This window comes from Paucibacter sp. JuS9 (genome assembly GCF_044043925.2).
Classification (GTDB): Bacteria; Pseudomonadota; Gammaproteobacteria; order Burkholderiales; family Burkholderiaceae_C; genus JAUASW01.
On record NZ_CP194172.1, the window covers coordinates 4,967,465 to 4,991,130 of the forward strand.

A 23,666-nucleotide genomic window follows, 5' to 3' on the forward strand; every position below is an offset into this window, starting at 1 on the left:
GCGCTCAGGCTTCGCCCGTCTGCAGCCGCCACAGCGCCGCATAGGCGCCACGGCGAACGAGCAACTGCTCATGCGTGCCGCTCTCGACGATGCGGCCGTTCTCCAGCAGGTGGATGCAATGGGCTTGCCGCACCGTGGACAGGCGATGCGCAATGACCAGCGTCGTGCGGCCCTGGCTGACCACGGCCAGCGAGCGCTGGATGGCGGCCTCGGTTTCGTTGTCCACCGCGCTGGTGGCTTCGTCCAGGATCAGCACGGCCGGGTTCTTCAGGATCGCGCGGGCCAGGGCCAGGCGCTGGCGCTGGCCGCCGGAGAGCTTCTGGCCGCGCTCGCCCACACGCGTGGCAAAACCGAGCGGCAGCTTCTCGATGAACTCCAGGCATTCGGCCTGGCGCGCGGCCGCGTGGATCTGCGCATCGCTGGCGCCGGGCGTGCCGTAGGCGATGTTGTCGGCAATCGTGCCGTCGGTCAGGAAGCTGTCCTGCGCTACGTAGCCCAGCTGGCGGCGAAGGTCCTGCAGGTTCAGCCCGGCGATGGGTTCGTCGTCGAGCAGGATGCGGCCCTGCTGCGGCTCGTAGAAGCGCAGGAGCAGCTTGACCAGCGTTGACTTGCCTGAGCCGGTGCTGCCGACGAAAGCTGCCGTCTCGCCGGCTTTGATGGTGAGGGAAATGTCGTGCAGCGTGGGCTGCTCGCCATAGGAGAAGCCAAGTTGCTCGAAGCGCAGCTCGCCCCGGCTGCGGCCGCCGAGGTGCCGGCCCTCGTAGGCGATATTGATCGGCGTGGCCAGCAGGCCCAGCGCCCGCTGCGTGGCGGCCATCGAGCGCTGGTACATGTCGGCCACTTCGGCCAGGCCGGTCAAGGGCCACAGGAGGCGCTGGGTCAGGAAGACCAGCACCGAGTAGGCGCCCACGGCCAGCTCGCCCTGCAGCGTCAGCCAGCCGCCATAGATCAGCGTGGCGGTGAAGCCCGCGAGGATGGCCATGCGGATGACCGGCGTGATCGCCGAGGAGATGCGGATCGCGCGGGCATTGGCCTGGCGGTAGGCGTCGCTGGCCTGGCGGATGTGCTCGGCCTCGAAATCCTCGGTCGTGTAGGCCTTGATCGTGGGCAGGCCCAGCAGGTTCATGTTGAGCCGGGCGGACACATCGCCCGCGGCCTCACGCACCTCGCGGTAGCGCGGCGCAAGGCGCCCCTGGAACCAGAAGGCGCCGAACAGGATGAGCGGCACCGGCAGCAGCGCTATCAGCGCGAGGCCCGGCTGCAGCGCGAAGAACACGGCGCTGACCATGACCGAGGAGCAGACGACCTGGATGATCTGGTTGGCGCCGCTGTTGACGAAGCGCTCCAGCTGGTTGATGTCGTCATTCAGCACCGACATCAAGGCGCCGGTGCGCTGGTTCTCGAAGAAGGCCAGCTCCAGCTTCTGCACATGGGCGTAGGCGTCGAGGCGCAGGCGGTGCTGGATGTCCTGCGCCAGGCCGCGCCACTGCACCTCGTACAGGTACTGGAACAGGGATTCGCCGCCCCAGATCACGACGTTCAGGGCGCCCAGGAAGAGCAGCTGGTGCCAGGTGTCGCTGATGCCCACGCCGACGAGGATGTTCTTGGCGAGAAAACTCTGCTCGCCGCGCACCACCACGTCCACCGCCGTGCCTATCAGCACCTCGGGCAGGATGTCGAAGAACTTGTTGAGGGTCGAGTAGAGAACGGCCAGGCGGACCTGGCCGCGCTGTGCCCGCGCATAGGCCAGCAGCTGGCGCAGCGGATGGGAGGGAGAACTCACGGTGATCGGATTCCTGTCGCGGACGGCGCCCGCGCGCACGCCAGGAGTGCGTCGCTTCAGTAGGGCAGGCCGGCGGCATTGTCGCGCCACAGGCGCTGGAACTCGCCGCTCTTCTTCATGGCGTCGATCACGGCATCGACGCGCGCCAGCAGCTCGCGGTGCGGGCCATTGATAGCGGTGACCAGGTGCAGGCCGGGTGCAGGGGCGTCCGGCACGTTCGTGTGCTGGAGGTCGGGCTTGTCCAGGTAGTGATGGCGGCCGCCGTCGATCTGCTGAATCACCTCCAGCTCCTCGACGAAGTAGTCGCAATTGCCGAGCAGGGTCTTGGAGATCAGGGCGGTATAGCTGCGCGACCCCTGGTCCAGGTCCTTGTCGCTGAGTCCGTAATGAAGGTAGCTGGAACCGTTCATGCCGCAGCCGCGGTATTTCTTGAGGTCGGCCCGGATCTTGATCGTCAGCGGCTGGCTGCGACGAAAGAACACCTGGGGCGTGAGCACCTTGTACGGCGCAGAGAAGGCCAGCACTCGGGCCCGCTCCTCATCGCGATAGGCGCCGATGGCGAAGTCAACCTCCCCCATGGCCACGGCCCTGAGGCAGCGCTTCCAGGGCAAGCCGCCTTCGATTCGGGCCTGAAGGCCCAGCCGCTCAAACACGGCCGGCCACAGGTCGGCGCTGAAGCCGGCCAGCTTGCCGGTCGCCTTGTTCCTGTACAGCCAGGGCGGGCCGTCACCGGGTTCGGAGCAGAGTGTCAAAGTGCCGGCCTGCGCGGCCGACAGCGAGGTCAGCAGCAGGGCGGCAGTCAGCAGTCGCGTCGCCAGGCTCATGGATCGTATGCTGCCATCGAATCCGGCCGTGCGCGCTGAAACCAGTCGTGTCGGCGCGTCCTGTCCGTTTCAGAGGGGACGAACACCCATCAGCCACTGATGGGCCCAGAACGCGAACCCGGCCCAGGCGAGCGTGCCGATGGCGATGGTCAGCGAAGTCATGGCTGCACTGCCCCCCGGGCGCACCAGGCCGGCCGCCGCGTCGCGCTGCCGCGAACTGCGAAAGCACAGGATGGCCCAGACCAGGAAGCCGCCGAAGAGCAGCACATCGGCCAGCGTGTTGTTGGCGAGCAAATGGGCCAGGGCCCAGGTCTTGGTGCCCAGCAGCATCGGGTGGCCAAGCCTGGCCTTGATCTGGTTGCCCGGCACATATGCCGCCACCAGCAGGATGAAGGCGAGGAGGGTCAGGAGGGCGGCCAGGTGGCTCATGCCCGGGAGGGGCTGCCACAGGATGACTTGCGCCATGCGGGCCTGGCCATAACCGTAGATGATCAGCCCGAAGCCGAGCAGGGACAGGGCGCTGTAGCTCAGCTTCCAGGCCTTGTCGCCCAGGTTCGCGATCTGTCGGCTGCGCCAGTCGTCTGCAAACACCCGTACCGAGTGCAGGCCCAGGAAGATCAGCAGTCCGGCAATGAGTTCAAGCATGGGTCAGCTCCGCGCCAGTTCGTGGCGGGGCTGACTATAGCGGCGGGCGGCCGCAGCTTCAGGCGGAGGGCACCAGCAGCTGCATGCCCCAGAGCAGGGCCGGGTAGCCCAGGCCCCAGATTGCGGCCACGAGGACCAGCACCTTCACGGCGGTCAGGGCCTGGTGGGCACGCGGGGTATTCAGCACGGGTTTCAGTGTGGTCATCTCGCACTCCTTGATGCAGGTGTAGCTGATAACGAGCAAGAGATGTGCCTGGCCTACCTCCAGAACCCCCGCGTTCCGGGCATCTGTCACAAGCCGTGTCAGGCCGTGCGGTCCACCCGCAACGCCAGCACCACCGAGCTGGTGGTCTTGATCACGCCCTCGATCTCGCCGATCTCGTCGAGCAGCTGGTCCAGCCGGGCCGTCGTTTCTGCAGTGAGCAGGGCCATGTAATCGAACTCGCCGCTGACGGATGCGAGCTGGCGCAGCTCGGGGATCTTGGAGATGCGCAGCACCACCTCGCGCCCGGCCTTGGGCTGCACCGTGATGCCCACATAGGCCTGCACGGCGCGCTCCCCGGCCTCGGTGCCGAGACGGGCCGTGTAGCCCACGATGGCACCGCTGGCCTCCAGCCGGGCCAGCCGGGCCACCACCGTGGTGCGCGCAATGCCCAGTTTGCGTGCGAGATTGGCCGTGCTTTCGCGGGCATTGGCCTGCAGGAGGGTGATCAGCTGGCGGTCGGTGGCGTTGGTCACGGGTTTACCCTTGTTTGATGCGATTCGTCGAAATGTGCTGACGAAATGGCCTGGATGCCTAGTTTATCGACGATAGGTCGCTTTCTTTCGTCCGCACCCCTTCCTAGACTTCGGGCCATTCGCGGATTCGCGTTCCCACAGATTTCCAGGAGACCCACCATGATGAAGATTGCCCTGCTCGGCGCCGGCCACATCGGCGAAACCATTGCCCGCCTGCTGCATGGTTCCGGCCATTACGACGTGACCGTGTTCGACAAGAACGCCGCCGCCCTGGCCGTGCTGGCCGGCGAGGGCATCAAGACCCAGGTCGTGCAGGAAATCGGTCCTGGCGCTGCCGCCCAGGTGCGCGGCTTCTCGGCCATCGTCAACGCGCTGCCCTACCAGCTGGCCATCCCCGCGGCCCACATGGCGCTGGAAGCCGGCTGCCACTACTTCGACCTGACCGAAGACGTGGCCGCCACCAAGGAAATCCAGCGCATCGCCACCGGCGCCAAGACGGCCTTCATGCCGCAGTGCGGCCTGGCCCCGGGCTTCATCGGCATCGTCGCCGCCCACCTGGCCAAGAGCTTTGACAGCCTGCATGACGTGAAGATGCGCGTCGGCGCGCTGCCGGCCTTCCCAACCAATGCGCTGAAGTACAACCTGACCTGGTCGGTCGACGGCCTGATCAACGAGTACTGCCACCCCTGCGAGTGCATCCACGACGGCGAGAAGATCGACGCGCTGCCGCTGGAAGGTCTGGAGCATTTCTCGCTGGATGGCACCGAGTACGAGGCCTTCAACACCTCGGGCGGCCTGGGCACGCTGTGCGAGACCCTGTCCGGCAAGGTCAAGAACCTGGACTACAAGACGGTGCGCTATCCCGGCCACCGCGACCTGATGCAGTTCCTTCTGGGCGACCTGGCCCTGAAGAACGACCAGGAGCTGCTGAAGGACATCATGCGCAAGAGCATGCCGGCCACGATGCAGGATGTGGTCCTCGTGTTCGTGACCGTCTCGGGCATGAAGAACGGCCGCCTGGTGCAGGAAGTGTTCGCCCGCAAGATCTTCGCCGAGCGCGATGGCGCCCGCCCGCTGTCGGCCATCCAGATCACCACCGCCGCCGGCATGTGCGCGGCCGTCGACCTGTTCCGCCAGGGCAAGCTGCCGCAGTCCGGCTTCGTCTCGCAAGAAGAAGTCTCACTGCCGGAATTCCTGGCCAACGAGTTCGGCAAGGCTTACCAACAGTCGCGCCAAGTGGAATCGATTGGCTGAGTCAGGACCGAGGGAAGTCCCTGCGGACTTCCCGACGCCTGACAAAGAACCGCGCGCCTGCCAGCGCGCGGTCGGACGAAAAAGGACAATCCCCACATGAACACCTCTGAACTTCTGAACGCCCTGGGCGTTCCTTCCTCCGCCTTCACCGGCGGCTCGCTGACCGTCCGCTCGCCCATCGATGGCGCGCAATTGGGCGCTGTGCACGAAGCCACGGCTGCCGAGATGACGGCCGCTGTCGAGCGTGCCCACGCCGCCTTCCTGCAATGGCGCAATGTGCCCGCACCGAAGCGTGGCGAGCTGGTGCGCCTCTACGGCGAAGAGCTGCGCGCCAACAAGGCCAACCTGGCCCGCCTCGTGTCGCTGGAAGCCGGCAAGGTGACCAGCGAAGGCGAGGGCGAGGTGCAGGAGATGATCGACATCTGCGACTTCGCCGTCGGCCTGTCGCGCCAGCTGCATGGCCTGACCATCGCCAGCGAGCGCCCGGGCCACCGCATGATGGAGCAGTACCTGCCGCTGGGCGTGATCGGCATCATCTCGGCCTTCAACTTCCCCGTCGCCGTGTGGGCCTGGAACTCGGCCCTGGCCCTGGTAGCCGGCGACACCTGTGTCTGGAAGCCCAGCGAGAAGACCCCGCTGACGGCCCTGGCCACGCAGGCCCTGTTCGACAAGGCGCTGCAGCGCTACATCGCCGCCGGCCATGCCGCGCCGGCCCATCTGTCGCAGACGCTGAACGGCGGTGCCGCTGTCGGCGAGGCGATGGTGGATCACCCAAAGGTGGCCCTCGTCTCGGCCACCGGATCGACCCGCATGGGCCGTGCCGTTGGCCCTCGCGTGGCGGCCCGCTTCGGCCGTTGCCTGCTCGAACTCGGCGGCAACAACGCCATCATCGTGACGCCCAGCGCCGACCTGGACCTGGCCGTGCGCGGCATCCTGTTCGGCGCCTACGGCACGGCCGGCCAGCGCTGCACCACCACGCGCCGTGTGATCGCTCACGAGAGCATCCATGACGAGCTGGTCGCCCGCCTGGACCGCGCCCGCGCGCAACTGAAGATTGGGTCCCCCGTCGAGCCCGGCAACCTGATCGGCCCGCTGATCGACAAGGCCTCGTTCGACGGCATGCAAGCTGCGTTGAAGGCAGCCCGCGAGCAAGGCGGCGAAGTGAGTGGCGGCGACCGCGCGCTGGCCGACACCTACCCGAACGCCTGGTACGCCCAGCCGGCCCTGGTGCGCATGCCCTCGCAGACGGCCATCGTGAAGCACGAGACCTTCGCCCCCATCCTGTACACGCTGAAGTACAAGACGCTGGACGAGGCGATTGCGATCCAGAACGATGTGCCGCAAGGCCTGTCCTCGGCGATCTTCACCAACGACGTGCGCGAGGCCGAGGCCTTCATGGCCGCCAGCGGTTCGGACTGCGGCATCGCCAACGTCAACATCGGCACCTCGGGCGCCGAGATCGGTGGCGCGTTCGGTGGCGAGAAGGAAACCGGTGGTGGCCGCGAGAGCGGTTCCGATGCGTGGAAGGCCTACATGCGCCGCACGACGAACACCGTGAACTACTCGCGCGAGCTCCCCCTCGCCCAAGGCGTCAAGTTCGATATCTGATCGCGATTGACAGACTGACACGGCGGGCTCCGTGCGGGCCCGCCCCACGGAGTACCCCCCATGCTTGAAACAGGCCTTGGCCGCCTGCTCGTTGCCACCCTGGGCGACGCGGCGGCCAAAGAACTCTTTGCCCAGGTCCATGTCACGCCCGCGCTCCTGAAGCCGGCGGCGGAGACGATCAGCCGCGCCGAGTTGGCGCAGGCCTTGAACCTGGCCTTGTTCCGCGACGTGCTGCAGCGCGTGCCGGTCGGTGCCGCCTATGTGGCCGATTGCCAGCGCGCCGGCGAGCGCGTGGTGTTCGACCATGGCGCGCTGCGCACCGTGGCCTGGCCCAGCGGCGCGCTGCCGCCCGGCGAGGCGGCGATCACGCGCGTGTTGCGGCCGCTTGGCTTCTTGCGGGCCGAGAACTATCCGCTGCCCAAGCTGAAGATGACCGGCCGCAGCTGGCGCCATGCCGACTTCCCGGAGGACATCGCGCAGTTCTTCGTCTCCGAGCTGCACCCTGAAGAGTTCACGCTCGAGTTCCAGGAAGCCGTCAGCCGCGTGATCGGCGATTCGCGCGACCCCTTGTCCCCGGTCCACCTGGCCCTCTTGGAGCAACTGGCCCGAGATGGCTCGCTGGCCACCGAGCAGGCGCAGGCCTTGCTGCCTGCCTTGATTGGCTGCTTCGCCCGCCAGCATCCGCTCTTCACGTGGCGCGACTACGAAATCCTGCTCGGCGAATCGGCCGAGATGGCCTGGATCGCGACCGAGGGCAATGCCTTCAACCATGCGACCGACCGCGTTGTCGACATCGAGGCCGTGGCCGCGCTGCAGCGCTCGCTGGACCGCCCGATCAAGCCCAGCATCGAGACTTCGGCCTCCGGCCGCGTGCGCCAGACCGCCTTCCGCGCGGCGCAGGTGCAACGCCAGTTCCTGCATGGCAGCCAGATCGTCACGCGCACCGTGCCGGGCTCCTTTCATGAGCTCATTCAGCGAGCCAATGAGGACGAGGGCGGCCTGGACCTGCGCTTCGACGCCGGCAATGCAACAGGCATCTTCAAGATGACGGCTGCCGAATCCTCGGCATGCTGATGGACGAGTTCCTGCGCGCCGCGGACGAGGTCTGCGGCGCGGGCTTCGTCGTGGCCGGCCCGGCCATCGAGCCGCGCTACCTGCAACCGGCCCGCTATGCGGCGGGCCAGGCCGCGGCACTCGTGCGGCCGTCAACGACGGCGCAGGTCGCGGCACTGGTCAAGCTGTGCGCGCGCCATGAATTGATCCTGGTGCCGCAGGGCGCGCACACGGGTCTTGTGCAGGCAGGCACGCCGACCGATGCTTCCATGCACGTGCTGCTGACCACCGAGCGGCTGCGCGAGGTCTTCGAGTTCGACCCGCTGGATCGGACCTTGCGGGTGTCGGCCGGCTATCGTCTCTCGGAAGTGAATGAACGCCTGGCCGCACACGGCCTGTGGTTTCCCATCGACCTCAGTGCCGACCCGAGCATCGGCGGCATGCTGGCCCACAACACCGGCGGTACGCGCATGCTGCGCTATGGCGATGTGCGGGCCAACACGCTCGCGCTGACGGCGGTGCTGGGCGAGGGCCAGGTCTTGCACCTGGGCCGGGGCCTGCAGAAGGACAACGCCGGGCTGGCCTTGCAGCATTTGCTGGTCGGCAGCTCGGGCGCGCTGGGCTTGATCACCGAAGCCACGCTGAAGCTGCATCCCCTGCCGCGTCAGCAGGCCTCGGCGCTCATCGCGCCCGCCAGTCTGGAGGCGGTGATGCCGCTCTATCAGCGTGCGATGGCTGGCGAACTGGCTGGCATGGTCAGCGCCTTCGAGGGCATGTCGGCGGCCGCATTGCAGGCGGCACTTCATCTGCGCGGCGACCCCGGCCGGCTGTTCGGTGGCCAGTTGCCGGCGTATGCATTGCTGGTCGAGCTGTCGAGCGAGCTGCCGGCCGCGAGCCTGGACCTCCATGCCTTGCTGCAGCAATGGCTGGAGCGCGAGTTCGAAGCTGGCGCCGTCGTCGATGCGGTGCTCGGGGCGGACGACACCGTCTGGTCCTTGCGTCATGGCATCAGCGAAGGCCTGCGCGAGCAGGGGCGCGTGATCGGCTTTGATCTCAGCCTGCCACGCCGCCACTTCATGCGCATGCGCGAACTGGCGGGTGCTTGGGTGGGGGCCGAGTTCCCTCAGGCGGTGGTGGCCGACTTCGGTCATCTCGGCGACGGTGGCATGCACTGCAACCTGGTCTGGCCCAAGTCAGCGCCGCCGCTTGATAACGAACAAATGGCGCGCCTGCGCTCCGGCATCTATGCCATCTGTGCGGACTTGGGTGGCAGCTTCAGTGCTGAGCATGGCATTGGCCCCTCGCTGCAGGCCGACTATCGCGCGCTGACCGAGCCGGCCGTGCTGCGCCTCTCGGGCCAGGTCGAGTCCTTGTTCGATCCGCGCCAGACGCTCGGGCTGACAAGTTTCGGGCCGGTCTGGAAATCAGTGCTATAGTGCGGCCTCTTCGCTGAACGGGGTGACCCGGCAGGCGCAGAGAAACTAGCCCAGATGGCGGAATTGGTAGACGCACTAGTTTCAGGTACTAGCGGGTAACTCCGTGGAGGTTCGAGTCCTCTTCTGGGCACCAAATCAAGAAAGGCCGATGCGAATGCGTCGGCCTTTTGCGTTGTGCGCCCAGAAAGCAAGGTCCCTGCGGACCTTGCGGGAGGAATCGAATGGCGTCCGCATGCTTGCGGCGCCGGGGTCGCGGGACGTGACCGAGTCCTCTTCTGGGCACCAAATCAAGAAAGGCCGATGCGAAAGCGTCGGCCTTTTGCGTTCTGGATCACCCCGCAAACAAGCCATGCCTGGCCGGACTTCCCGTTCTAAACTCGTCCGCAAAGAGCTATCAGGATCAGGGTGGATCAGGGCGTGCAGGAGGCAGCATGCAGCGAGCGGCGGCGCGAAGCGATTCCATGGGTGCAGGCGTCACGCTGTTGCTGATCGCCTTGCTGGCCATGGCGGCTGTGACCGGCCTGCTCGCCCTGCGGGCACAGCAGGCCGTGGCGATGGTCGAGCGCCAGCATCAGGTGAGCGAGCAGCTGCGCGGCCTGAACCAGCTGATGATCGCGCTGCTGAATGCAGAGACGGGCCAGCGCGGCTTTCTGCTGACCCGCCGGGACGCCTACCTGCGGCCTCATGCAGAGGCGGTGCACGAGCTGGACCATCGCCTGGACGAGCTGAGCCGCATGCTGACAGTGCCCTCGCAGCAGGCGCGCCTGACCCGCGTGCTCGAGCTGGTCCGGGACAAGCGCGAAGAGCTGAAGCGCAGCATCGAGCTGAGTCGGGAAGGGGCGCATGAAAAGGCGCTCGCCATCATGCTGAGCGACCGGGGCAAGAGCGACATGGACAGCCTGCCCAGCGAACTCGGCGTCCTGATGGCGGCGCTGCGTGATGAGCGCAGCGGGCTCGCGGCCGACCTCGCTGCCGATGCCGGTACCACGCGCCTGATCCTGCTGCTTGGCCTGAGCCTGCTGGCAGTCTTCGCCACACTGGCCCTGTGGCAGGTCCTGCGCGGGAGCGCGAAGCTGCGCGAGGCCGAAGGGCGGCTGCGCCGCATCGCCAACCATGTGCCGATGCTGATCACCCAGTTTGATCGCCAGCGCCGGATCATCTTTGCCAACGAGCAGGTACGCCGGCTCTATGACATTGCGCCGCACGACGTGCTGGGCAAGACGGTAGGGGCGGTGCGCGGGCCGGACGCCGACGCCGCCCTGCAACCTTTCATGGACCGGGTGATGAGTGGCGAGGCGGTGCGCTTCGAGAGCCAGAGCGAAATCAAAGGCCGCCTGCACTACTTCGCGCAGCACTACGTGCCCGACCTGGGTCCCGATGGCAGGACTCGGGGCTTCTTTTCGGTGACGCTGGACATCACCGAGCGCAAGGAGAGCGAGGCCCGGGCAAGCGCCAGCGAACGCAGGCTTGCGGTCATTGCCGATGCCCTGCCCGGCCTGATTGCCTACCTCGATCAGGACCTGCGGCTGCGCTATGCCAATGCCACATTCCACGAGTGGCTCGGGGTGGCGCCCGCCGCCGTGATCGGGCGCCCGCTGGCCGAAGTCATCGGCCCCGACTTGTTTGCGCAGCGCGAGCCGCATCTGCGGACGGCGCTCGGCGGCCGACGGGTGCAGGTCGAGCTGAGCTCCGAAGCCTTGGGGCAGTTGCGCCATCTGCAGAACGACTACATCCCGGACCTGCAGGCCGATGGCCGCGTGGTGGGCATCTTCGCGCTCAGCACCGATGTCACGACGATCAAGCGTGCGCAGCTGCAACTGGCCGATATGGCCCGCACCGATGCACTCACCGGCTTGCCCAATCGTCGCGAGCTCGACCAAAGGCTGGCGCTGGCCCTGGTGCGGGCGCAACGCGAGGGCTGGAAGCTGGCGCTGCTGTTCCTGGACCTTGATCGCTTCAAGGCGATCAATGACGAGCGCGGGCATGCTGTTGGCGATGCGGTCCTGCAGGCGTTTGCAAGGCGGCTGCAGGCTTGTGTACGTGCCACCGATACCGTGGTCCGCCTGGCCGGCGATGAGTTCGTCATCCTCGTCGAAGGCCTCAACGAGGCCGGCGATGCCACCGCCGTGGCCGAGAAGATCCTGCAGGCGATGGAAGAGCCCATGGTGCTGGGCAGCCTGCGGCTCGACGCCGCCGCCAGCATCGGCGTGGCACTGCACGAGGGCCAGGCAGGCCAGACCGCCGAGCAGCTGCTGGCCCAGGCCGATGCGGCGCTCTACGAGGCCAAGCGCGCTGGAGGGCAGCGCTATGTGCTGCGCTCGGCTGTCTGAGCTTGCGCCGCAATCTCGGGGATTCGCGCGAAGCCGGGCTTTACGGGCCGGGAGCCGCTGACAGCTTGGGCAGCCACAAGCTCACCTGCAGGCCGCCGCCTTCCCGATTGGCCAGCGCGATGCCGCCACCATGGGCCTCGGCGATCTCGCGGGCGAGGGCCAGGCCGAGGCCGGTGCCGCTGCGTTTGGTGGAGTAGAAGGGCAGGAGCGCCTGCGCGAGCACGGCCTCGCTCATGCCGGGGCCGCGGTCGCTAACGCTCAGGCGCCACTGGTCGCCCTGGGCCTGGATGGAGAGCGTCACGTCCGCACGCTCGCCGCCGGCCTCGTGGGCGTTCTTGACCAGGTTGATCAGCGCCTGCTCGACCTGGGCCGGATCGATGGTCGCCGGCCCCTCGGGCAGCGGGCCGTCCAGCGTCAGGTCGCCTTGGGCCAGAAGGCCGGCGACAAACTCGGGCCAGGCAATCGTCTGCAGGTGCGGCGCTGGCAGCTTGGCCACGCTGGCATAGCCGGCCAGGAAGCTGTGCAGGTGGGCGGCGCGCGCGCCGATGCTGGCAAATACCTGGCCCGCGCGCTCAGCGTCCCCGCGCCGCACCAGCTCGGCGCCGCTGTGCGCCAGCGAGGAGATGGGCGCCAGCGAGTTGTTCAGCTCATGGCTGATCACGCGTATCACCCGCTTCCAGCTGGCCACCTCCTGGCGCGAAAGTTCGCGTGTCATGCGGCGCAGGAGGATCAAGCGATGCGGCCTGCTCTGCATCAGGAGGCGGCGCTGCGAAAGATGGAAGCGCTCCTCGGTGCCATGCACCGTATCGTCGATGCTGAACAGCCGGTCTTCTCGGCTTTGCAGCGCCTCGCGCAGGGCCGGCGGCGCATCGACCAGCAGCTCGGCGAGCCGGCGGCGCGTCAGGCTGCGGCCCTCGTCCATCAGCTGGCGCGCGGCCAGGTTGGCGTAGACGATCACGCCGTCCTGCTGATCCTGCTCCACAGCGCAGAGCAACAGCGCCACCGGTGTGTTTTGCACCAGGGTGTCGAGCAGCAGCTCGCGCTGGGCCAGCTGCGTGCGTTGCTCCCGCAGCGCCAGGCCCAGCTCGGCATGTGCGCGGGCCAGCGCCTCGAGCTCGCGGCCACCGCCGCTGATCGCCGCGATGGAGCTGCTGTAGTCGCCATCGCGGTAACTCAGCGTCGCGCCTTCGAGGGCCCGCAACAGGCGCTCCAGGGGTCCCAGTTGCCAGTTGGCGAGCCAGATCAACCAAGGCAGCATCAGGACTGTGCTCAAGGCCAGGCTGACCCAGCCCCAGGCCTGCGGCGCTGAACCCCAGTCCAGCCATTCCAGCACTTGCGGCAAGGGCCAATGCACAAGCGCCGCATGCACCAGCATGAAGGCAATGCCGCTGAGCAGCAGCAGGATCAGGAGGCGGCTGTGCAGGCTGCCGCGTAGCATCGCAAGACTCACTCGGCGCCTACTCGCTGCTGATGCCGTAGCGTTCCATGCGCCGGTACAGCGCCTGGCGCGACAGCCCCAGCTGCTGGGCCGCGCGGGCCACCACGCCGCCCGCATTGCGCAGCGCGGCAAGGATGGCATCGCGACCGGGATCGTCAAGATTGCGCGGCGCTGCCGCCGTGTTCAGCTCCAGGCCCAGGTCGGCCGGCATGATCAGGCCATCGCGGCACAGCAGCGCAGCGCGGGCCATCACGTTCTTCAGCTCGCGCACATTGCCGCTCCAGCTGTGAGCCAGCAGGAACTCCCGCGCGCTGTCTGACAGGCGCGCGGCACCGGCCAGGAAATGCTCGGCCAGCGGCAGGATGTCTTCGCGCCGCTCGGCCAGGGCCGGCAGGCGCAGCTCCACCACATTGAGGCGGTAGTAGAGGTCTTCGCGGAAAGCGCCCTGCGCCACCATGGCCTTCAGGTCGGCATTGGTGGCGCTGATCACGCGCACCCGGGTTTCGCGCGTCTTGCTGGACCCGAGGCGCTCGAAGCGGCCCGTCTCCAGCACGCGCAGCAGCTTGACCTGGCCCGCCAGCGGCAGGTTGCCGATCTCGTCCAGGAACAGCGTGCCACCATTGGCCGCCTCGAAGCGGCCTTCGCGCGCCCGGTTGGCACCGGTGAAGGCGCCACTCTCCGCGCCGAACAGCTCGGCCTCGATCAGCTCGGCCGGCAGCGCGCCGCAATTCAAGGCAATGAAGGGGCCGCCGACCGCAGCGGAATTCGCATGCACCACGGCGGCGATGCGCTCCTTGCCACTGCCGTTCGGGCCGGTGATCAAGACAGGCAGCGGCGCCCGTGCCACCTGGCAAGCCAGCTCCAGCGTTGCCAGCATCGCATCCGATGCGCACACCAGGTCGTCGAGCTTGAAGCGCTGGCGCAGGCTGTCGATGCGCGCGCGGCGAGCCTGGCGGCCACGCTGCGCCTCGGCATTCGACTCGGCCAGCTCCAGCAGGTTCTCGACCGTGGCCAGCAGCTTGGCGTCATCCCAGGGCTTGGCCAGGTAATCGGCCGCACCGGCTTTCACCAGCGCCACCGCCTGCTCGAGCTGGGTCCACGCGGTCAGCAGGATCACCGGCAGGTCGGGTGAACGTGCGCGGATCTGCTGGAACAGTGCCCGACCTTCCTCGCCCGAGGTGGTGTCGGCGCTGAAATTCATGTCCTGGATCACCAGGTCCACCGGCCGGCTGGCGAGCAGGGCCAGGCCCTGCTCGGGCGTGGCGGCGTAGTGCGCTGCAATATCGTGCAGCGACAGCAAGAGGCTCAGCGCTTCGCCAACGCCGGGGTTGTCGTCAATGATCAGTACGGTGCGCATGGGCTGCGCAGCATAGCGCTCAACTCCGGAGTGCGGCTACAGGGGGCAAGGCCGCTGCGCGCCGTGCGGGCGAAAGAACCGCCAGCTGCCCGAGCAGGAACAGCGTCACCGCGCCCACCGGCAGATAGAACAGCGGCAGGCGTGGCAGCTCGTAGTTCTTCATCAGCAGCACGCTGATGCCGTAGGCCGCAGCCATGCCAAGCAGCAGGCCGAGCGAGGTGAGCAGGAAGTTCTCGGCCTGGAAGTAGCGCAGGATCTGGCCGCGGGTGGCACCCAGGGCGCGGCGGGTGCCGATCATGCGCGTGCGCTGCTGCACCCAGAAGCTGGCCAGGCCGACGATGCCGAAGGCGGTCACCAGCAGCAGCGCGATGCACACGGCGCCCATCAACCAGGCCATGTTGCGGTCCTGGCGGTAGTAGGTCTCGCGCAGGTCGGTGAACAGGCTCTTCTCGCGCACCACACGGCGGGCCTGCATCTTCTCCAGCCCGGCAGCGGCCTTGCTCAGCACGGCCTCACGTTCACCAGGCGCCACCCGCACGAGGAACACGCCACCGCGGAAGCTCATGCGGATCGGCTGGATCAAGGTGTGCAGCTGGTTGCTGCTGTTGCCGCCCGGTTGCGGCGACACCAGGCGCTCGACCACGCCGACGATGCGCGCGGGCTCGTCACCACCGGTGTACAAGGCTTGACCAACGGCCGGCTTGCCGGGGAACAGCTTCTCGGCCAGGGCCTTGTTGATCAGCACGGCCGACACGCCGGCCTTGGCATCGTTCTCCATCTCGCTCTGGTTGCGATATTCCTCGTTGGCAAAGTCGCGGCCCTCCAACAGCTTGAGGCCCAGGGTCTGCAGCCAGCCCTCCGAGACCATGTAGTTGGCCACGCCAATCCCGTCTTCCTGGCCATCGGGTTTCAGGCGCACGCCAGTGGCCCAGAAGTTGTCCTTGAACGGGATCTGGTTCACGAGGCTGACCGATTTGACGCCGGGCAATGCACGCAGCATCTGCAGGTCCAGCCTGGTCACCGCATCGGGGTTCTCGACCCGTGTGAGCGTGGAGACCTGCAAGGTCAGCAGCTCGTCCTCGACGATGCCGCTGGGGGCTTCCATGCGCTCGACGCGCTGGAAGATCAGGAACAGCGCATTGCAGACGATGGCGCAGGTCAGGGCCACCTGCAGCACGATCAGGCCGGCGGCGGTCTTGTGGCGCTTGAGCGTGGCGAGAATGGGCATCAGGTCCATGGCTCGGCTCCCTTTATTGGGTCTTCAGTTGCAGGGCCGGCGTCACCTGCGTGGCGCGCCAGGCGGGCAGGAGGCCGGCGGCCAGGCTGGCCAGCAGGGCCAGGCCCAGGGTGGTGAGCAGCATCGCCGTGTCGAGTTCGATCATGCCGGCGTAGTCTGCCGAGCCATTGCGTACCGCCCAAAGGCCGAGGCCCGTGAGCACGAGGCCCAGCAAGCCCCCAGCCAGGCCCAGGCTGCCCGCCTCGACCAGGAACTGCAGGAAGATCTGCCGACGCGGCGCACCCAGGGCGCGGCGCACGCCGATCTCGCCCGAGCGGCGCAGGCACTTGGCCAGCAGGAGCCCGACGGTGTTGACCAGGCACACGGTCAGGAAGCCGAAGGCCAGCCACAGCTGCAGCTTGATGTCGCTGGGCACGACCTCCTGCTTGTTCAACCAGTCCATCACTTTGTAGAAGCCCACATTGGTCGGGCGCTCGAAGCGGCCCGCCTTGCGCTGCAGTTCCGAGTAGTCCTTCAGGTACTGGTGGTAGGCACTGGCCTTCTCGGGTGTGCCGAGCTCGGCCCAGTACTGGATCCAGGCGCAGGGCGCGCCGCTGTCGCGGCTGGTGCTGGGCGCATGCTCGGCCCAGCAGTTGAAATTGCCCATGGAACCGAACTTCAGGTCCATCGCTGTGGTGAAGGGCACGAAGACGTCTTCGGCATTGCGGTAGGCGCCGATGGTCATGTCGTAGAAGGTCGGCACCGGCCGCCACTTGCCCAGCACGCCGATGATGGTCAGGTCTTTCTCGCGGATGCGGATGACCTTGCCCAGCGGATCACCGCCGCCGAACAGCTGCTCATTGAGCTTGTCCGAGATCACCACCACGCGGGCGGCAGCCTTGTCGTCGGCGGCGTTCCAGGTCCGGCCCAGGCGGACCGGCACATTGAACATCGCGAAGAAGTCGGCCGTGCTGTAGCGCGCCGTGGTGAAGGTCGGCTTCTGGCCGTCCAGCTCCACTGCCACGCCGCCGGCGGTCATCATCACCTGGCGGTCGGCACGCGCTTCGCGGATCAGCGCTTCGGCGTCATAGCGGGTCAGCTGCAGCGGAGGCTCGTCGCCGGGCTTGTAGCCGCGCAGGGCAAAGGCGTCGAGCTGGATGTTGAAGAGCTGCCCGCTCTTGGCCGGAATCGGGTCGCCCGACAGCACATGGAACACCGTCAGCGTGGTCATGCAGGCGCCCACGCCGATGGCAATGGTCAGGAGCATCAGCGCGGTCAGCCCGGGGCTGCGCCGGAAGCTGCGCAGCGCGAGTTCAAAGTAATACTTGATCATCATCTCGTCTTCCTCTTAGTTGCCGCGCAGCGCGGCCACTGGGGGCAGTGCGGCGGCGCGGCGGGCCGGCGCGAGCACGGCGAGCTGGCCGAGCAGGTAGAGCGTCAGGGCGCCGACCGGCAGGTAGCTCCAGGGCAGGCCGGCGATCTCGGCGTTGCGCATCAGCACGGCACTCAAGCCCAGCGCACCGACCACGCCCAGCACGATGCCGGCGCTGCTGAGCAGAAAGTTCTCGGCCTGGAAGTAGCGCAGGATCTGGCCGCGCGTGGCGCCCAGCGCGCGCCGCGTGCCAATCATCCGTGTGCGCTGCTGCACCCAGAAGCTGGCCAGGCCGACGATGCCCAGGGCCGTGACCACCAGCAGCGCAAGGCACACGCCACCCAGCAGCCAGACCATCATGCGGTCCTGCTTGTAGTACTCCTCGCGCATGTCGCTGAGCAGGCGCTGGCGGATGACGACCCGGTTTGCATCCTGCTGTTCCAGCGTGGCGACCACCTTCTGCAGCATCGCTTCGCGCTGGCTCGATTCCACGCGGATCACATAGCTGCCGCCGGCATACGAGGGCCGCAGCGGCAGCAGCATCGAGACATTGCCGTCGTCGCCGGTGAAGCGGGCGGGGCTCGGCGGGCTCAGGCGTTCCAGCACGCCGACCACGGTCTGCGGCTTGTCGCCGAAGACAAAGACTTGCTTGCCCACCGCGGATTCGTTCGGGAACAGGCGCTTGGCCAGCGTGCGCGTGATGATGACGGCCGGCATGTTGACGCCTTCGCTGTTGCCCTGGAAGGCGCTGCCGTTGAGCATCTCCTGCGGCTCGAAGTCGCGACCCTCGACCAGCTTCAGGTCGAGGCCCTTGATCATGCCCTCGCTGCTTTCGTACTGCGAAGCTTCGATGCGCTGTGCTTGCTCGTCCTGGGAGAGGCTGACGCCGCTGCTGTTGTTGTTCCCGCCGTAGGGTACCTGGTTCACGATCATGGCCGTCCGGACGCCGGGCAGGGCGCGCAGGGCGGCCAGGTCGCGTTGCGTGCCGGCGTCGGTGTCGGTGCTGTCCACCTTGGTGAGGCCGCGCAGGTCCACCACCAGCAACTCCGACTCCGGGATGCCGAGATCATTGTTGAGCACGGCCACACGCTGCGAGATCAGGTGCAGGGCATTGCAGACGATGGTGCAGGTCAGGGCAATCTCGAGCACGATCAGCGCGGCCGCGGTCTTGTGGCGGCGCAGCGTCGAGAGAATGGGCATCAGGTCCATGGCGCCCTCCTTATTGGGTCTTGAGTTGCAGGGCGGGCGTCACGCTGGCAGCACGCCAGGCGGGCAGCAGGCCCGCCAGCAGGCTGGCGACGAAGGCCAGCAGCAGCGTCAGGCCGAGCATTTCCCAGTCCATGCGCGCCAGGCTGGCGTAGTCGCTCGGGCCCAGGCGCACCAGCCACAGGCCGCCCCAGGCCAGCAGCAGGCCCAGCACGCCACCGGCCGCGCCCAGCACGCCGGCTTCGACCAGGAACTGCGAGAAGATGGCGCGTCGCGAGGCGCCCAGGGCTCGGCGCACGCCGATCTCGCCTGAGCGGCGCAGGCACTTGGCCAGCAAGAGACCCACGGCATTGGTCAGGCACACAAGCAGGAAGCCGAAGGCCAGCCAGACCTGCAGGCGGATGTCGCCGGGCAGCACCTTGCGGTGGGCCAGCCATTCCATCACCGTGCGCAGGCGCACATTGGCGGGCCGCATGAAGCGCCCGGCCTTGCGCTGCGCCTCGGAGTACTGGACCAGGTAATCGCGATAGCCGGCGGCCTCCGCCGGGCTGGCCAGCTCGACCCAGTATTGAATCCAGTCGCAGGGCGCATTGAGCGCGAGCGGGTCGCCGCCCGGTGCCTCGGCCCAGCAAGACATATTGCCCGAGCGCGAGAAACGCAGCTGCGCCGCCGTGGCGAAGGGCAGGTAGATGTCCTCGGCCTTGGCGTAATTGCCCACGTGCAGGTCATAGAAGTGCGGGGCCGGGCGCCAGGGCTTGAGCACGCCCTGGATCTGCATGGCCACGCTGCCGACGGTGAGCGTCTTGCCCACGCTGTTGGCGCCACCGAAAAGCCGCTCGTTGAGCTCATGCGAGATCACCAGCACGCGGCCGGCGGCAGCGTCGGCGGCAGCGTCCCAGCCGCTGCCGAAGGCGAACGGCGTTTCGAACATCGTGAAGAAGTCGGCCGAGGTGTAGCGGGACGAGGGGAAGAAGGCCTTGCCGGTCTCCGGCCGCACCGAGACCCGGCCGCCGCTCATCATCACCTGGCGCAGACCGCGCTTGTCGCGCAGCAGGGCCTCGGCATCGAAGCGCGAAAGCTGCAGGTTGGGCTCGCCGCCCGGCTTGTAGCCGACCATGCCACGCGCATCGAGCTGCACATTGAAGAGCCTGTCACTCTTGCCCGGCATCGGGTCGCCGGAGAGCACGTGATAGACGGACAGCGTCGTCATGCAGGCGCCGATGCCCAGGCCCAGGCCCAGCACCATCAGGGCGCTCAAGGCCCGGCTGCGCTTGAAGGCGCGCAGGGCCAGGTCGAAGTAGTAGCCGAGCATCATGATTTGGCTCCTCCGCTCACGGCGGGTTGCAGCAAGGCGTTGACGGCGGCCAGCTCGGCTTCGCCCAGGGCGCCTGCGGCCTGGCGCAGCAGCAGCGTGGCCAGAACGTAGCGGTGGCGAGCCTGGGTTTGCGCCATCTGGGCCTGCGCCTGCACCTGGATGGCCAGCAGCAGGTCGGTCATCGTGCGGGTGCCCAGTTGCTGGCCGGCACGCGTGGCGGTGAGCGAGCGATCGGCAGCCGCAACAGCCGCCGAGCTGCTGCGCACCAGGGCCAGCCCGGCCAGCACGGCCTGGTACTGGGCTTGTGTTTCACGCACCAGCGCGCGGCGGGCAATCTCGACCTGCTCGCGCTGGTTGTCGCGCTGGTACATGGCCTGGCGCTTTTGCGATTCGGTGGCGCCGCCGGCGAACAGCGGAATGGTGAGGCGCACCGCGATCTGGTGCTGGGTTCGGCCGATGTCCAGCGGCGGCACGCCGCTGCCGCTGGTGCGACGGTCACTCTCCACACCGGCGCTGAGCGTGGGCAGGTGGGCCGAGCGGGCCGCATCGACGCGGTACTCGCTGCCCTGCAGCTGCGCCTTGCCAGCGATCAGCTCGGGGTTGCCGGCCAGCGCTCGCTCGACCCAGGCGGCGGGGTCGGCCGGCTCGGGCGGCATCACATCCAGCTGAAGCATCAGGGGGCGCAGTTCACCCGGCATGCGACCGGTGATCTCGGCCAGCGCTTCGCGGGCGTCCATCAGGTTCTGACGGGCCTGGACCGTGGTGCCACGGGCCAGCTCATGGAAGGTGCGCGACTGCTCGACGTCGATCTGCGCCGCCAGGCCGGTCTCGAAGCGCGTCTGTGCCTGCGAAACCTGGGCTGCGAACGCGCCTTCGTTCGCTTCGGCCGTGGCCAAGGCGGCCTGGGCCGACAGCACGCCGAAGTAGGCCAGCGCCACGCGGGCGCAGAGCTGCTGTTCGGCGGCGCGCCAGCGGGCGTCTTCTGCTGACAGTTCAGCCTGGGCGGCATCGAGCCGCTTCCACTGGCTCAGGTCGATCAGCGTCTGGCTGATGCTGCTCGAGATGCCGCGGCTCGCTGCACCGCCCGGCTGCGTGCGCGTGTCGCCGATGCTGGCTGTCCAGCTGGGCAGCAGTTCGGCGCGGGCCTGCACAGCGAGCTCTTGCTGGATGCTGCGGCGGGCACCGGCTTGCGCCAGACGCGGGTCGGCCGCGCGGGCCTGCGCATAGACCTCCAGCAGATCCTCAGCCTGGGCAGGGAGCGCCAGCAGGCAGGCAAGGGCGAGGGCGGAGTGACGAAGCAGAGACGGCATGGTGAGAGAGAGAGAAGGCGGGCTTCAGGCTGCAGCGTGGTGTGCGGTGTCTCGCATCGCGCGCTCGAGCTGCAGGTCGGCGGTCATGTCGACCACCTGGCCGTCCATCACATGAACATTGCGCTGGGCGCGGGCGGCGAGCTGCATGTCATGGGTCACCATCACGATGGTGGCGCCGTCGCGGTGCAGCTCTTCCAGCAGGTCCATCACGCTGCGGGCCATCTGGCTGTCGAGGTTGCCGGTCGGCTCGTCGGCGAGCAGCAGGCGCGGCTCACCTGCCAGTGCGCGGGCAATCGCCACGCGCTGCTGCTGGCCGCCGGACAGCTCTGCCGGATAGTGCTTCTCGCGGGCAGAGAGGCCCACGCGCGCCAGCGCTTCGCGGGCGCGGCGGCGGCGCTCGTCGCTCTTCATGCCGCGGTAGCGCAGGGGCACCTCGATGTTGTCCAGCACGTTCAGGTCGGGAATCAGATTGAAGGCCTGGAAGATGAAGCCGATCTTCTGGTTGCGCAGGCGGCTGCGCTGGTCGTCGTTCATGCGGCTGACGTCCACGCCATCGAGCAGGTAGCTGCCGCCGGTGAAGGCTTCCAGCAGACCGGCGATGGTCAAGAAGGTGGTCTTGCCCGAGCCCGAGGGGCCGGTCACGGCGACAAACTCGCCTTGCTTCACTTCGAGGTTGAAATCGCGCAGCGCGTGGGTCTCGACCATCTCGGTGCGGTAGACCTTGGAGAGGGATTGCATCTTCAGCATGGTGTTTCCTTGGACGTGATGGTTCTATCGATCAGTTGCTGAGGGTGACGCGCTCGGCGCCCTTGAAGAATTCGGTGCCCGAGATGACGACGGTCTCGCCGGGCTTCAGGCCTTCCAGCACCTCGACCTGCGACAGGCTTTGCGCGCCCAGGCGGATGGGGCGGCGCACGGCCTGGCCGTCCTGGATCACATAGGCGATGCGGCCACCGCCTTCATCGACGAAGGCGCCACGAGCCACTTGCAGCACGTTCTCGCGGTGGTCCAGCAGCACGCGCACCGAGAGGCGCTGGTTCTGGCGCAGCTGGGCCGGCTGCTCGCCTTCGAAGCGCAGGCGCGCCGAGACTTCGTTGTTGACCACTTCCGGCGAGATCGAGCTGACGCGGCCCTTCCAGGTCTTGCCATTGCCGGAGATCTCGCCCGGCATGCCAGCCTGCAGTTCGCGGGCGAAGCTCTCCGCCACCTGCATCTGCACTTCGAGGGCGCTGAGGTCGATGACGGTCAGGAGCTTGGCGTCCTTGGCCACGCTCATGCGGTCGGTGATGAACAACTGGCCGACCTGGCCGTCAACGGGCGAGCGCACCGACAGCTCTTCCTGCTGGCGCTGCAGGTCGGAGACCACCAGCTGCTGGCGCTCGTAGGCCTGGCGCTTGGCGGCGAGTTCGAACTTCAGCGCATCGTCCTTCAGCGTCAGCAGCTCACGGGCCTGCTTCAGCGCCACGTCGGCGCGGGCCACGGCGTCGCGCGCCAGGTCCACCTGCATGCCGGCCGTGGCACCGGCGGCATAGGCCTGGGTCTGACGCTGCAGGTCGTTCTGCGCGGTCTTCTGTGCGATGGTGGCTGTCTCGAGGCCGCTGGCCGCCTGGGCGCGTTGCTGTCGGGCGTCCGCCTCGGCGCGCAGCCATTCACTCTTCAGCGCATCGGCGTTGGATTTTTCCTGGTTCAGCTTGGCCAGCAGGTCGGGGCTTTGCAGGCTGAGCAAGACCTGACCCTTGGTGACGGCGTCGCCGGCCTGGATCTTCAGCGTCACCGTGCCCGCGTTGCCGGCGTAGAGCGTGGGGCTGTTGGCGGCAACGACCTTGCCCTCGCCGGCCACATCGCGGGTCAGCGGGCCTACCAGCACTTGCGCCAGGGCCAGGCGTGAGGACTGGACCGAGGTGTCGGAGGCCAGCATCCGCTTGGCGGCGGGTGCCAGGAAGAACAGGGCGGCGAGGGTGGCGACCCCGGCGCCTATCCAGACGGCGCGGCGTTGGGTGAAGCTCTTCTCGGGGAGCAACTGGTCGGTGGCGGAGGTGTCTCGAATCGTCATGGCTGTCCGTGGGGAAGTCGGGACAGCTTTTGCAAGCGCCGTGCCATCTGGCGATGCTGGAGAACATGAGCAAAATCAAACACTTGGGCGCGTCGACCCGGCGGGCAATGTGTCCGCGGACAGTCGTGGACGGCCGGCCGGACGCCGGCGGACGGTCACCGCGGCCTCAGCGCAGGTCGCGCAGGCCGCTCAGGGCCCCGCCACCAGGCGTGCGCACCACCGGGCAATTGACCACGATGCCGGTGTGGCGCAGCTCGACCTGGCCGGCCTGCTCGGCGGCCAGCAGCGCCTCCTCGGAGCTCAAGAGCCTGGGTGTGGCACCGGCCTTCCAGCGCACCTCGACCAGGGCCCACAGTGGGCTGTAGCTGGCGTCGGCGTTGGCGCCACCCACGGGCCTGGGCACCGAGGGGAAGATGCTCAGCTGCTCGCCATTGGCGAACTTGTAGACCCGCTCGACCGGCGTGCGCGGCCGGCCTGGCGCGACCGGCGCCAGTGCCTGGGCCAGGGCCGGGACATGGTTGACACCCATTGCACTAGCCATGGCGGCGTCGGAAATGTCGGTGGTGACGTAATCGACCTTGAGGCCCTCGAACCAGGCTTGCTGCAAGGGCAGGCCGACGTGCGTCGCCGGCGCCGCGCAAGCGGCAAGAACGAGGAGGGGCAGGCAGTGCAGCAGCCTGAGAGCGATGGCAGGAATGTATGGGCGCATGGCGCTAGGTCGCAGCAGC

The 23,666-nt window shown here is 67.8% G+C and carries 20 protein-coding genes and 1 tRNA gene; 6 read left to right on the plus strand and 15 right to left on the minus strand.

Translation table 11 applies throughout. The features are described from left to right. Window positions 1-4: 4 nt before the first annotated feature. The 5 genes from ABT392_RS22165 to ABT392_RS22185 all read right to left on the minus strand — a co-directional run bounded on the left by ABT392_RS22165 (window position 5) and on the right by ABT392_RS22185 (window position 3,990). Window positions 5-1,783, minus strand: a complete 1,779-nt coding sequence (locus ABT392_RS22165; protein ID WP_395384493.1) for an ABC transporter ATP-binding protein — start codon at window positions 1,781-1,783, stop codon at window positions 5-7. Between the two features lie 56 nt (window positions 1,784-1,839). Next, on the minus strand, window positions 1,840-2,607 hold the full coding sequence (locus tag ABT392_RS22170) for a substrate-binding periplasmic protein (protein WP_395384492.1): 768 nt from the start codon (window positions 2,605-2,607) through the stop codon (window positions 1,840-1,842). A 69-nt stretch (window positions 2,608-2,676) separates the two neighbouring features. Then, window positions 2,677-3,252 (minus strand): NnrU family protein, encoded by a 576-nt coding sequence (locus ABT392_RS22175; protein ID WP_395384491.1) that lies wholly within the window; start codon window positions 3,250-3,252, stop codon window positions 2,677-2,679. A gap of 58 nt (window positions 3,253-3,310) precedes the next feature. Continuing rightward, a complete protein-coding gene (locus ABT392_RS22180) occupies window positions 3,311-3,457 on the minus strand; it encodes a hypothetical protein (RefSeq protein ID WP_334277453.1) in 147 nt (48 codons plus the stop codon). A gap of 98 nt (window positions 3,458-3,555) precedes the next feature. Beyond that, window positions 3,556-3,990, minus strand: a complete 435-nt coding sequence (locus tag ABT392_RS22185) for an Lrp/AsnC family transcriptional regulator (RefSeq protein ID WP_395384490.1) — start codon at window positions 3,988-3,990, stop codon at window positions 3,556-3,558. Window positions 3,991-4,152: 162 nt separating this feature from the next. Between ABT392_RS22185 and ABT392_RS22190 the strand changes: the two genes are divergently transcribed. The 6 genes from ABT392_RS22190 (at window position 4,153) to ABT392_RS22215 (ending at window position 11,671) form a co-directional block, all read left to right on the plus strand. Next, window positions 4,153-5,244, plus strand: a complete 1,092-nt coding sequence (locus tag ABT392_RS22190; protein WP_334277972.1) for a saccharopine dehydrogenase family protein — start codon at window positions 4,153-4,155, stop codon at window positions 5,242-5,244. A 96-nt stretch (window positions 5,245-5,340) separates the two neighbouring features. Next, window positions 5,341-6,852 (plus strand): L-piperidine-6-carboxylate dehydrogenase, encoded by a 1,512-nt coding sequence (amaB, locus tag ABT392_RS22195; protein WP_395384489.1) that lies wholly within the window; start codon window positions 5,341-5,343, stop codon window positions 6,850-6,852. A gap of 60 nt (window positions 6,853-6,912) precedes the next feature. Further along, window positions 6,913-7,926, plus strand: coding sequence for a DUF1338 domain-containing protein (locus ABT392_RS22200; RefSeq protein ID WP_334277451.1), 1,014 nt, complete (start codon window positions 6,913-6,915; stop codon window positions 7,924-7,926). Then, window positions 7,920-9,341, plus strand: a complete 1,422-nt coding sequence (locus tag ABT392_RS22205; RefSeq protein ID WP_395384488.1) for an FAD-binding oxidoreductase — start codon at window positions 7,920-7,922, stop codon at window positions 9,339-9,341. The genes ABT392_RS22200 and ABT392_RS22205 overlap by 7 nt, the downstream gene beginning before the upstream one ends. Before the next feature lie 48 nt (window positions 9,342-9,389). Then, window positions 9,390-9,474: transfer RNA gene (locus ABT392_RS22210), tRNA-Leu, on the plus strand. Between the two features lie 328 nt (window positions 9,475-9,802). Then, entirely contained in the window at window positions 9,803-11,671 is a 1,869-nt protein-coding gene (locus ABT392_RS22215; RefSeq protein ID WP_395384487.1) for a diguanylate cyclase domain-containing protein, read from the plus strand. A 40-nt stretch (window positions 11,672-11,711) separates the two neighbouring features. On the opposite strand, the gene ABT392_RS22220 is transcribed toward ABT392_RS22215, so the two are convergent. From ABT392_RS22220 to ABT392_RS22265, 10 genes are all read right to left on the minus strand, one after another. Then, window positions 11,712-13,109, minus strand: a complete 1,398-nt coding sequence (locus ABT392_RS22220; protein WP_334277448.1) for a sensor histidine kinase — start codon at window positions 13,107-13,109, stop codon at window positions 11,712-11,714. A 19-nt stretch (window positions 13,110-13,128) separates the two neighbouring features. Beyond that, window positions 13,129-14,466: a sigma-54-dependent transcriptional regulator gene (locus tag ABT392_RS22225; RefSeq protein ID WP_334277447.1), complete on the minus strand. Its 1,338-nt coding sequence runs from the start codon at window positions 14,464-14,466 to the stop codon at window positions 13,129-13,131. Between the two features lie 19 nt (window positions 14,467-14,485). After that, on the minus strand, window positions 14,486-15,703 hold the full coding sequence (locus tag ABT392_RS22230; protein ID WP_334277446.1) for an ABC transporter permease: 1,218 nt from the start codon (window positions 15,701-15,703) through the stop codon (window positions 14,486-14,488). 13 nt (window positions 15,704-15,716) lie between these two features. Further along, entirely contained in the window at window positions 15,717-17,018 is a 1,302-nt protein-coding gene (locus ABT392_RS22235; protein ID WP_334277445.1) for an ABC transporter permease, read from the minus strand. Between the two features lie 12 nt (window positions 17,019-17,030). Continuing rightward, window positions 17,031-18,263, minus strand: a complete 1,233-nt coding sequence (locus ABT392_RS22240) for an ABC transporter permease (RefSeq protein WP_334277444.1) — start codon at window positions 18,261-18,263, stop codon at window positions 17,031-17,033. A gap of 10 nt (window positions 18,264-18,273) precedes the next feature. Next, on the minus strand, window positions 18,274-19,575 hold the full coding sequence (locus ABT392_RS22245; protein WP_334277443.1) for an ABC transporter permease: 1,302 nt from the start codon (window positions 19,573-19,575) through the stop codon (window positions 18,274-18,276). After that, window positions 19,572-20,885: a TolC family outer membrane protein gene (locus tag ABT392_RS22250; protein ID WP_395384486.1), complete on the minus strand. Its 1,314-nt coding sequence runs from the start codon at window positions 20,883-20,885 to the stop codon at window positions 19,572-19,574. Before ABT392_RS22250 ends, ABT392_RS22245 begins: the two co-directional genes overlap by 4 nt. A 24-nt stretch (window positions 20,886-20,909) precedes the next feature. Beyond that, window positions 20,910-21,632, minus strand: coding sequence for an ABC transporter ATP-binding protein (locus tag ABT392_RS22255; protein ID WP_334277441.1), 723 nt, complete (start codon window positions 21,630-21,632; stop codon window positions 20,910-20,912). 31 nt (window positions 21,633-21,663) lie between these two features. Beyond that, entirely contained in the window at window positions 21,664-22,938 is a 1,275-nt protein-coding gene (locus ABT392_RS22260; RefSeq protein WP_395384485.1) for an efflux RND transporter periplasmic adaptor subunit, read from the minus strand. 166 nt (window positions 22,939-23,104) lie between these two features. Then, complete coding sequence (locus tag ABT392_RS22265) at window positions 23,105-23,647, minus strand: DUF7482 domain-containing protein (RefSeq protein ID WP_334277439.1); 543 nt, start codon at window positions 23,645-23,647, stop codon at window positions 23,105-23,107. Window positions 23,648-23,666: the final 19 nt, after the last annotated feature.